General features: G+C 47.6%; 1 protein-coding gene. It reads right to left on the bottom strand.

Features of this window, described 5'->3' with window-relative positions; translation table 11 throughout:
• Positions 1 to 822, bottom strand: an 822-nt coding sequence (locus ACWHAR_RS25490; RefSeq protein WP_452088236.1) for an aldehyde dehydrogenase family protein, incomplete at both ends; no start/stop codon positions are given.

The following is an 822-nucleotide window of genomic DNA, read 5'->3' as shown; positions in this document are numbered from 1 at the left end:
TGCGGTTGAAATACAGATTTCCGACATGGAATTCTTGTTTTGCCCTGTTGATATGATCGCGGTTTTTAGTAATGACCGCGCCTGTCAGGCCGTATTCGGTGTTGTTGGCAACTTCCAGCGCCTCATCAAAGCTGCTTACTTTTGAGAAAGCAACAACAGGTCCGAAAATTTCTTCCTGCATTAACCGGGCTTTCGGATCTAAATCGGCAAAGATCGTCGGTTCGATGAAGTAGCCTTTTGAATCATCGCCTTTTCCTCCGCTGACTAAGCGGCCTTCTTCTTTTCCGATTTCGATATAGTCCATGATTTTGTTAAAGGATGCCTGATCGATGACAGGTCCCATGTAAACGTCCGCGCTGTCGGGCTCTCCGACTTTCTTGGACTCCGTAATTTCAATCACGCGCTTCAATACTTCGTCATATACCTTTTCATGCACGACAGCCCGTGAACCTGCTGAACATTTTTGGCCTGCAAAGCCGAAGGCAGATGTGAAAATTGATTGTGCAGCCAATTCAATATCACAGTCTTCATCAACGACGACCGTATCTTTTCCGCCCATCTCAGCGATCACTTGTTTTAAGTGGGTCTGACCAGGCTGAACCTTCGCTGCACGCTCAAAAATGCGCGTTCCGACTTCCCTTGAACCGGTAAACGTAATGATGCTTGTTTTCGGATGGTCCACCAAATAATCCCCGACTTCAGCTCCGCTTCCAGGGACGAAGTTGACTACTCCTTTTGGAAGTCCGCTTTCTTCAAGCACTTCAACAAACTTTGCGGCAATGACAGGCGCTGCGCTTGCAGGCTTCAGTACAACTGTGTTTC

The organism is Bacillus sp. LR--39 (genome assembly GCF_053613335.1).
Note: the sequence above shows the minus strand (reverse complement) of the source record. Positions and strands in the feature narration are given on the sequence as shown.